9 protein-coding genes are annotated in these 7,668 nt (G+C 63.1%); 2 read left to right on the top strand and 7 right to left on the bottom strand.

Translation table 11 applies throughout. The features are described from left to right. From B2V21_RS03625 to glcD, 4 genes are all read right to left on the bottom strand, one after another. The coding region (locus tag B2V21_RS03625) for a heme-binding protein (RefSeq protein WP_286916054.1) at window positions 1-385 on the bottom strand (385 nt) is incomplete at its 3' end. A 57-nt stretch (window positions 386-442) separates the two neighbouring features. Further along, window positions 443-1,663 carry a glycolate oxidase subunit GlcF gene (gene glcF / locus B2V21_RS03620; protein WP_049862481.1) on the bottom strand — a complete coding sequence of 407 codons (1,221 nt, stop codon included), beginning with the start codon at window positions 1,661-1,663 and terminating at the stop codon, window positions 443-445. Between the two features lie 17 nt (window positions 1,664-1,680). Continuing rightward, entirely contained in the window at window positions 1,681-2,742 is a 1,062-nt protein-coding gene (gene glcE / locus B2V21_RS03615; protein WP_286916053.1) for a glycolate oxidase subunit GlcE, read from the bottom strand. After that, the gene (gene glcD, locus B2V21_RS03610) at window positions 2,742-4,241 is read right to left on the bottom strand and encodes a glycolate oxidase subunit GlcD (RefSeq protein WP_049862483.1); all 1,500 of its coding nucleotides are present in this window, start codon (window positions 4,239-4,241) and stop codon (window positions 2,742-2,744) included. The genes glcE and glcD overlap by 1 nt, the downstream gene beginning before the upstream one ends. Window positions 4,242-4,439: 198 nt before the next feature. Here glcD and glcC point away from each other — a divergent pair, with 198 nt between their 5' ends. Beyond that, window positions 4,440-5,192 (top strand): transcriptional regulator GlcC, encoded by a 753-nt coding sequence (gene glcC, locus B2V21_RS03605; RefSeq protein WP_286916052.1) that lies wholly within the window; start codon window positions 4,440-4,442, stop codon window positions 5,190-5,192. 9 nt (window positions 5,193-5,201) lie between these two features. Here glcC and B2V21_RS03600 read toward each other — a convergent pair whose 3' ends face one another. The 3 genes from B2V21_RS03600 to B2V21_RS03590 all read right to left on the bottom strand — a co-directional run bounded on the left by B2V21_RS03600 (window position 5,202) and on the right by B2V21_RS03590 (window position 7,224). Further along, the gene (locus tag B2V21_RS03600; RefSeq protein WP_376787108.1) at window positions 5,202-6,071 is read right to left on the bottom strand and encodes a DUF6279 family lipoprotein; all 870 of its coding nucleotides are present in this window, start codon (window positions 6,069-6,071) and stop codon (window positions 5,202-5,204) included. 84 nt (window positions 6,072-6,155) lie between these two features. Further along, window positions 6,156-6,875: a TorF family putative porin gene (locus tag B2V21_RS03595; protein ID WP_049862486.1), complete on the bottom strand. Its 720-nt coding sequence runs from the start codon at window positions 6,873-6,875 to the stop codon at window positions 6,156-6,158. Window positions 6,876-7,035: 160 nt separating this feature from the next. After that, window positions 7,036-7,224, bottom strand: a complete 189-nt coding sequence (locus tag B2V21_RS03590; protein WP_177327984.1) for a hypothetical protein — start codon at window positions 7,222-7,224, stop codon at window positions 7,036-7,038. A gap of 220 nt (window positions 7,225-7,444) precedes the next feature. On the opposite strand from B2V21_RS03590, the gene B2V21_RS03585 reads away from it, so the two are divergent. Continuing rightward, window positions 7,445-7,668 (top strand): S1-like domain-containing RNA-binding protein (locus B2V21_RS03585; RefSeq protein ID WP_286916051.1); only part of this gene is annotated, 224 nt, incomplete at its 3' end.

Here is a 7,668-nt window from a genome sequence, read left to right as displayed (position 1 = left end):
CGCCGGCCTTGGCGATCTGGGCATCTTCAGCGGGCTTGACCCCGGACACGCCGACCGCGCCGATGACCTGGCCTTCGTGGATCAGCGGCACGGCGCCTTCCAGACACGTCATCAGATTACCGGACAGGAACGCGGTCCGCCCGTTGTTAACCATCTCTTCGAACACCACCGATTCCTTGCGCCCCAACGCCGAAGTGCGTGCCTTGCCCGGTGCGATGTAGGCCGTGCTGGCGGCGGCGCCGTCCAGCCGTTCGAACGCCAGCAGGTGACCGCCGTCGTCGACCACGGCAATGCCCACCGCCCAGTTGTTCTTCTGCGCTTCGGCGCGGGCAGCGGCGAGGATGCGGGTGACGTCTTCCTGGCCAAGAATCGGTTTGCTTTGCATGTGCTTCTCCAGTGCTGTTGTCGAGGGGTTCAAATAGCAATGTGTCAAAGGTGGGTGTCAATCGGCCATGGCTTGTTCCACCAGTTCGATCCAGTGCCGCACCGGGGTGCGTGCAGCACCGTCCAGATGGTTCTGGCAACCGATGTTGGCGGTGGCGATCACTTGCGGCGCGCCGCTTTCCAGAGCATTGAGGCGGTTGTCGCGTAGTTGCCGCGACAACACCGGCTGGGTCACCGAATAGGTGCCGGCCGAACCGCAGCACAGATGGCCGTCCGGCACATCGGTCAAATGAAAGCCCAAGCGTCGCAATAGCTGTTCGGTCACGCCACCCAGCTTCTGCGCGTGCTGCAAGGTGCATGGGCAGTGGAAGGCCATGCGCAGGTCGGTGTGGACGGCCAATTGCTCCACCGGCTCGTCGCGCAACACCTCGACCAGGTCCTTGGCCAGCCGGCTGACTGTCTGGGCCTTGGTCGCGTAGGCCGGATCCTGTTCCAGCAGGTGCCCGTAATCCTTGATGAAAGCGCCGCAGCCGCTGGCAGTCTGCACGATGGCTTCGGCGCCTGCTTCGATGGCCGGCCACCAGGCGTCGATGTTGTGCCGCGCTCGCTGCAGGCCGCGCGCTTGATCATCCAGGTGATAGTCCACCGCACCGCAGCAGCCAGCCTGACGAACCGCCGTGACGCTGATGCCCAGCCGGTCCAGCACGCGCGCGGCGGCGGCATTGGTATTGGGCGACAGCCCCGGCTGTACGCAACCTTCGAGCATCAGCACGCGACGTGCGTGTTGCGTGGCAGGGCGGGCCACGGCCGCGTGGACCTGACGCGGCAGCTTGTCCTTGAGGCGTTGCGGTAGCAATGGGCGAAAGGTCTGGCCCAGCTGGATCAACGCCTTGAATGCGCTCGGGTGGGGGGCCAGTGCACGCAGACCGCCGCGCAGCCAGCGTTGTTCCACAGGCCGCGGCACCGCCTGGTCCACCACTGCGCGACCGATGTCCAGCAGGTTGTGGTAGTCCACACCCGAGGGGCAGGTGGATTCGCAGTTGCGGCAGCTCAGGCAGCGATCCAGATGCTGCTGCGTGTGCGCCGTCACCTCGTGGCCTTCGAGCACTTGCTTGATCAGGTAGATGCGTCCGCGCGGCCCGTCCAGCTCGTCACCCAGCAATTGATAGGTGGGGCAGGTTGCATTGCAGAAGCCACAGTGCACGCAACTGCGCAGAATGCGTTCGGCTTCCTCGGCGCGTGGCAGCAAACGGGCCTGATCACTCAGTTGGGTCTGCATGGTTCAGGACTCCTGTTTCACAGCTGCGCGTAGAGGCGGCCGGGGTTGAAGATGCCTTGCGGGTCCAGCTGCGTCTTGAGCTGGCGGTGATAGCGCAGCAGCAAGTCGGGCAGGGGCTGGAACGGTTCGGGGGTGGTCCCTGCGGTGTAGCAGGTGACATGCCCTCCGACCGCCTCGACCACTTGCCGGATCGACGCGGCGCTGGCGCTGGATTTCAGCCAGCGCTGAGCGCCGCCCCAGTCGATCAATTGCTCGCCGGGCAGGTCGAGGATGCCGGTATTGTTGGGCAACGACAGGCGCCAGAGCGCTTCGGGCTGGGCGAAGAAGGGCAGGCGATGCTCGTTCAGGTCATCCCAGAACGCCGAGTCGATGGGCTCGCCGCCGATGCGTTCATGGGCAGCAGCCACCGATCCCTCGCCGCCTTCCAGGCGTAGGTAAAGCGCCTCATCGCTGTGGCATGCAGCACTGATCGGCATCGGCTGCTGGCCCCACTCGGCGAGCTTGAGCAAGGCGCGCTCGGCATCGCAGGCCAGCTTGATGCTGGAACAGGCGCGCGGTTTGGGCAGCACTTTGAGCGACACTTCAGTCAGCACACCCAGGGTGCCGAAACTGCCGGTCAACAGTCGCGACAGGTCATAACCGGCGACGTTCTTCATCACCTCACCGCCAAAACGCAAGTGCTTGCCCTGGCCGGTAATCACCCTCGTGCCTAGCACATAGTCGCGGGCCGAACCGGCCCATGGCCGTCGCGGCCCGGACAGTCCGGCGGCGACCGTGCCGCCCAGGGTGGCCTTCTCGCCATAGGCCGGTGGCTCGAACGGCAGCATCTGTCCCGCCTGCTCGACGGCGGCCCGCAGAGTCTGCAAAGGCGTACCGGCGCGTGCGGTGATCACCAGCTCAGTGGGGTCGTAGCTGACGATGCCGCAATGCACGCGGGTATCGAGCCGCTCACCGGCACCGATGCGGCCCAGGAACGCCTTGCTGTCACTGCCCTGGATGCACAGCGGACGGTCGTCGGCCAGAGCCTGTCGCACCTGATCCAGCAGTTGCTCGCTGGCGTCGAAATCGCGGTCGGCCATCAGAAGCGCTCCAGCTCGGGGAATGGCAGTTGCCCATGGTGGATATGCATGGCGCCGAATTCGGCGCAGCGCTGCAGGGTCGGAATGTTCTTGCCGGGGTTGAGCAGGCGATCGGGGTCGAACGCGGCTTTCACGGCATGGAACAGAGTCAGCTCGTCACTGTTGAACTGCGCGCACATCTGGTTGATTTTCTCGCGGCCCACGCCGTGCTCGCCGGTGATGCTGCCACCCACCGCCACGCACAACTCCAGAATCTTCCCACCCAACGCCTCGGCGCGTTCGAGCTCGCCCGGCTGGTTGGCATCGAACAGGATCAGCGGATGCATGTTGCCGTCCCCGGCATGAAACACGTTGGCCACGCGCAGATCGTACTGCTCGGACAGTTCGGTGATGCCCTTGAGCACGCCCGGCAGGGCGCGGCGCGGTATGGTGCCGTCCATGCAGTAGTAATCGGGCGAGAGCCGACCGACCGCCGGGAACGCGTTCTTGCGGCCGGCCCAGAAGCGCAGGCGCTCAGCTTCGTCCCGGGCCTGGCGTACCTCGGTCGCACCGGCCTCGGTCAACACCTGGTAGACGCGCTGGCAATCGTCGTGCACATCGGCTTCCACGCCATCGAGTTCGCACAGCAGAATCGCCTCGGCGTCCACTGGGTAGCCTGCGTGAATGAAGTCCTCGGCGGCGCGAATGGCCAGGTTGTCCATCATTTCCAGACCACCGGGAATGATCCCTGCCGCGATGATATCGGCGACCGCCGCGCCGGCTTTTTCCACCGAGTCGAAACTGGCCAGCAACACCTTGGCCACCTGCGGCTTGGGCAACAGCTTGACGGTAACCTCGGTGATGATGCCCAGCATGCCCTCCGAGCCGGTGAACAGGGCCAGCAGGTCGAAGCCAGGCGAGTCGAGCGCATCGCTGCCCAAGGTCAGGCGCTCACCCTCGATGGTGAGCATCTGCACCTTGAGCAGGTTGTGCACGGTCAAACCGTATTTGAGGCAGTGCACACCGCCAGCGTTTTCCGCGACGTTGCCGCCGATCGAACAGGCGATCTGTGACGAAGGATCCGGGGCGTAGTACAGACCATACGGTGCCGCCGCCTGGGAGATCGCCAGGTTGCGCACACCCGGCTGCACCCGTGCCGAACGCGCGACCGGATCGATGTCGAGAATCTGCTTGAAGCGCGCCATGACCAGCAGCACACCTTGTTCAAGCGGCAACGCCCCCCCGGACAGCCCGGTGCCTGCACCGCGTGCAACCACCGGTACCTTTCGCTCGTGACACAGCTTGAGCAACACCTCCACCTGTTCGAGCCGCTCGGGCAATACCACCAGCAGCGGTACGCTGCGATAAGCGCTCAGGCCATCACACTCGTAGGGGCGAAGGTCTTCGGCACGGTGCAGCACGGTCAGGTCAGGGAGTTGTGCGTGCAATGCCTGCACCAGAGCGGTTTTGTCCACCTTGGGCAGGACGCCGTCGATGCGTTCGTCGTAGAGGATGTTCATGGGCGCAGGTCACCGGCTTGTCGTTCTTATGCGCTCAACAGTGGTCGCAAACCACATGCCTGTCTACGCCTGGAACCACTGGTAGGACCAGTTCTTTTCACCTCGGGGCTTCTCTCGGTGCCTCTACTGGCTTATTTTCAGGGTCTCGCCGACAGTTCCCGGGGAATCCCGGGCAATGGTCCTACCAGCAGGCATGATATGCACAACAAACCTCAGATTGCCGATGTCGTGTGCGAGCGCATCGAGCGGCTTATCGTCGACGGCGTTCTCAAGACTGGCCAGCCTTTGCCATCGGAGCGGCGCCTGGTGGAAAAGCTCGGGGTATCACGTAATGCACTGCGCGAAGGCCTCAAGCTGTTGCGCGCCCGCGGCATCATCGCCACCGAGCAGGGCCGCGGTTCGTTCGTAGCGTCCTTGTCGCCGGCCAACGATGCCACGCCCTTGATGCACCTGTTCAGCTCCCAGCCGCGAACGCTTTACGATCTGTTCGAAGTGCGCTCGCTGCTCGAAGGCGAGTCGGCCCGGCTGGCTGCGCTGCGCGGTACCCAGGCCGATTTCGTGCTGATCGAACGCAGCTATCAGGCGCTGTTGGCGGCCCACGACCAGCCGCTGGACGCCACACGGCACGCCCACCTGGATCATGCCTTTCACCTGGCCATCTGCGATGCCTCGCACAATCCGGTGCTGGTGCAGACCCTGCGCTCGCTGACCGACCTGCTGCTCAACTCGGTGTTCGCCTGCGTGAACAACCTGTACCACCGCCAGCCGCAGAAACAACAGATCGACAAGCAGCATGCCAAGCTCTACACCGCCGTGATCAACCGCCAGCCCGAGCAGGCGCGCAAGGCAGCCGTCGCGCATATCGAAAGTATTTGCGCGAATCTGCGCGAGATCGAAGGAGAGGAGCAGCGTCTGGTCAGGGCGACGATGCGCCTGGAGGGGTGGGCCTGAAGCGCCGAACTAGGCGTTCTTCAGGCACTTGAGGTTGGCAAAGTCCTCGCGCAACTCACCCAGCTTGCGCTCGATGCGCGTGCGCTGTTCCGGTGTACTGTCGGCGGCCAGCCCCACCATCAGGTCGATGGCCGCCTGCTCGGTGCGTGCATAGGCAACTTTATATTGCGGGGTCCATACCGTTTCACGCTGCTGCAGTAATTGCGCGATGCGTGCCGGGAATTCGGCGGATTGACGTTGCTGCAGGGCGGCCAGCAACTGGTTCTGCCAATGTTCGCGGTTGTCGATCCATTCACGGTTCTGCGCGCCCAGACTCTGCGACCAGGCCTGCACCCGTTGCTGCTGCTCGTCGGTGAGGTTGCCGAACCATGGGGTGAGACGCTTGCTCATGCGTTTGGCGCGCTCGTCGATCTGCGTCTGCAACGGCGGCTCTACGTATTCCTTGCGGCGCTTGGCCAGGTCGTCGCTCAGCGACTGCTGCAACGCGCGGACCTGATTATCATCCAGACCTTGCAGCAACTCCACCGCCGACGGCGTGACTTGCACAGCAATCGCCGAGATCGCCTGTTTCGCCTCGGCCGTGCGTTCGCGCAGCGCCGGCGCCGTCACCTGCTGCTCGGCGACCATGCGCTGGACCTTGTCCAGCCACTGCAGGTTGTCGGCCAGTTGCGTGGTGCAGTGCCAACGCAGGTGCTCCTTGAGGCGCTCATCGAACCAGCTCTTCTGCTCGCGATTCATATCCAGATAGTCGTTCATCGACCAGGGAATGATCACATCCAGATTGCGGTAGGCCAGATCCACCCGCGTGCAGCCACCGAACAGCAGACACAGGCCCAGCAGCATCCAGCAGTGCAACAGGCGACGAGACAGAAGATTCATGGCGGCGGTCCGTGCGATGGCGTTGTTGTGGTTATAGAGCCATGCCGGTGCGTGCGGTTCAGCACGATGTGGAAAAACCCGAGGTCAGAAAAACGCGTGCTGGGCCTTGAGCATGAACATACTGTCGCACTGGCCATTCTGACCGGAGTAAGCGGCGCAATTGGCCCCGCTCAGGTCCGAACCGCTGTAGATGAAATCCAGATCGAAACTGCCGATGGGCCGTGACATCTGCAGCGACCAGTCGTTGAAGGCGCGCACTTCCTGCCCTTCGCCGATGGTGAAGGGAGTCGAGAGCTGATGGTTGCTGACTTTCATGGTAAAGCCCACATCCAGCAGTGGCAGGCCACCGAGGTCGGCGAACAACGTGCTGTTCTGGCCGTCGGGCGTATTGTTGAACGCAGCACCGAAGCGCCGGTCCAGCACCCGCAGACCGGCATAGAGCGCATGGGTGGAGGGCGCATCCACTTCCGGATAGCTGTACTGGATCACGCCGACTTCATAACCCAGGGAGTTGTCGAACGGATGCTTGTAGCCCAGGTAGGAGTCGACTTCCAGATTGCTGGAAGAGGCCAACCCCATGTTGGGCGACCACTGGCCGAAATACACTCCACTGTCGTGGGTCAGATCCAGTCCGCCGTGGAACGAACTGCCGGTACTGGGCTGGACCAGGCCCGCAGCCATGCTGCGCGACGGTGTGGTGCCGAGCTTGAGGTTGAAATCGCCGATGTCACGCTGGATGACCTGGGCGTAGAGAGAAGGGTGGACCGCAAGTCCGGCTATCAATAACCAGCTGGGTCTGAGCATGCCTACCTCCAGTAAGCCTGGACGGCCCGATCTAGAAGGCTGCAAGCATACCGCTCAGGGGCGATGCGAGGCTGCCATTCGTCGATTCGAGGGGACAAGGGTGATGCGGGGAGAAACAGGATGCGGAAGTTTTGCCCGGCGCGGCGGCCGGGCTGCAAACTTACTTCTTGCCCAGGCTGATGTGCTTGGACGGGGTGAAGGTCTGGCCGCTCACGCCCTTGGCAATCTGCTGGATCTCGCCACCGGACTTGAGAAACGCGGCGATCTGTTCGTTGATCGATTCGCTGGTTTCAACGGCGGGGGCGGGCTTGACTTTGCTGTTGGATGCTTTAACGCGCATGGCTGCCATTAACCTGTCAAAAATTAATATGGCCAGGCATTGTACATGATTTATCCATTCCCGGCTGACCGCACGGACCAGTGGTGCCGATCGATGCCGCCGCAGCCCTTTGAAATCAAGGATCTGGCGCACCAACTACCTCGGCGCCAACGGCGCATCGGACGCCTTGCGCAGCGAGCCGAAGGGTTCTCGGGTAGAATGCCCAGCCAGGTGACGAGGAATATTCGAAATGGCTTTAGTCGGGCGCTACAACGCATTGCAAGTGGTTAAACACACAGACTTCGGTCTGTACCTGGATGGCGGCGCGGACGGCGAGATCCTGCTGCCCAACCGCTACATCCCCAAGGATATTCCCAGCGAAGACGAAGACTGGCTGAACGTCTTCGTGTACCTGGACAGCGAAGACAAGCTGCTGGCCACCACCGAAAAGCCCAAGGTGCAGGTCGGCGAGTT

Source organism: Pseudomonas sp. UBA6276 (genome assembly GCF_002438365.1).
In the GTDB taxonomy this organism is placed as follows: domain Bacteria; phylum Pseudomonadota; class Gammaproteobacteria; order Pseudomonadales; family Pseudomonadaceae; genus Aquipseudomonas; species Aquipseudomonas coleopterorum.
This window is presented reverse-complemented; position numbering and strand designations above follow the sequence as displayed.

Bases quoted from the DNA above. Each gene is read 5' to 3' on its own strand.
- glcD (WP_049862483.1), bottom strand. From the start codon at position 4,241: ATGAACATCCTCTACGACGAACGCATCGACGGCGTCCTGCCCAAGGTG.
- B2V21_RS03600 (WP_376787108.1), bottom strand. From the start codon at position 6,071: ATGAATCTTCTGTCTCGTCGCCTGTTGCACTGCTGGATGCTGCTGGGC.
- glcF (WP_049862481.1), bottom strand. From the start codon at position 1,663: ATGCAGACCCAACTGAGTGATCAGGCCCGTTTGCTGCCACGCGCCGAG.
- glcE (WP_286916053.1), bottom strand. From the start codon at position 2,742: ATGGCCGACCGCGATTTCGACGCCAGCGAGCAACTGCTGGATCAGGTG.
- glcC (WP_286916052.1), top strand. From the start codon at position 4,440: ATGCACAACAAACCTCAGATTGCCGATGTCGTGTGCGAGCGCATCGAG.
- B2V21_RS03590 (WP_177327984.1), bottom strand. From the start codon at position 7,224: ATGGCAGCCATGCGCGTTAAAGCATCCAACAGCAAAGTCAAGCCCGCC.
- B2V21_RS03595 (WP_049862486.1), bottom strand. From the start codon at position 6,875: ATGCTCAGACCCAGCTGGTTATTGATAGCCGGACTTGCGGTCCACCCT.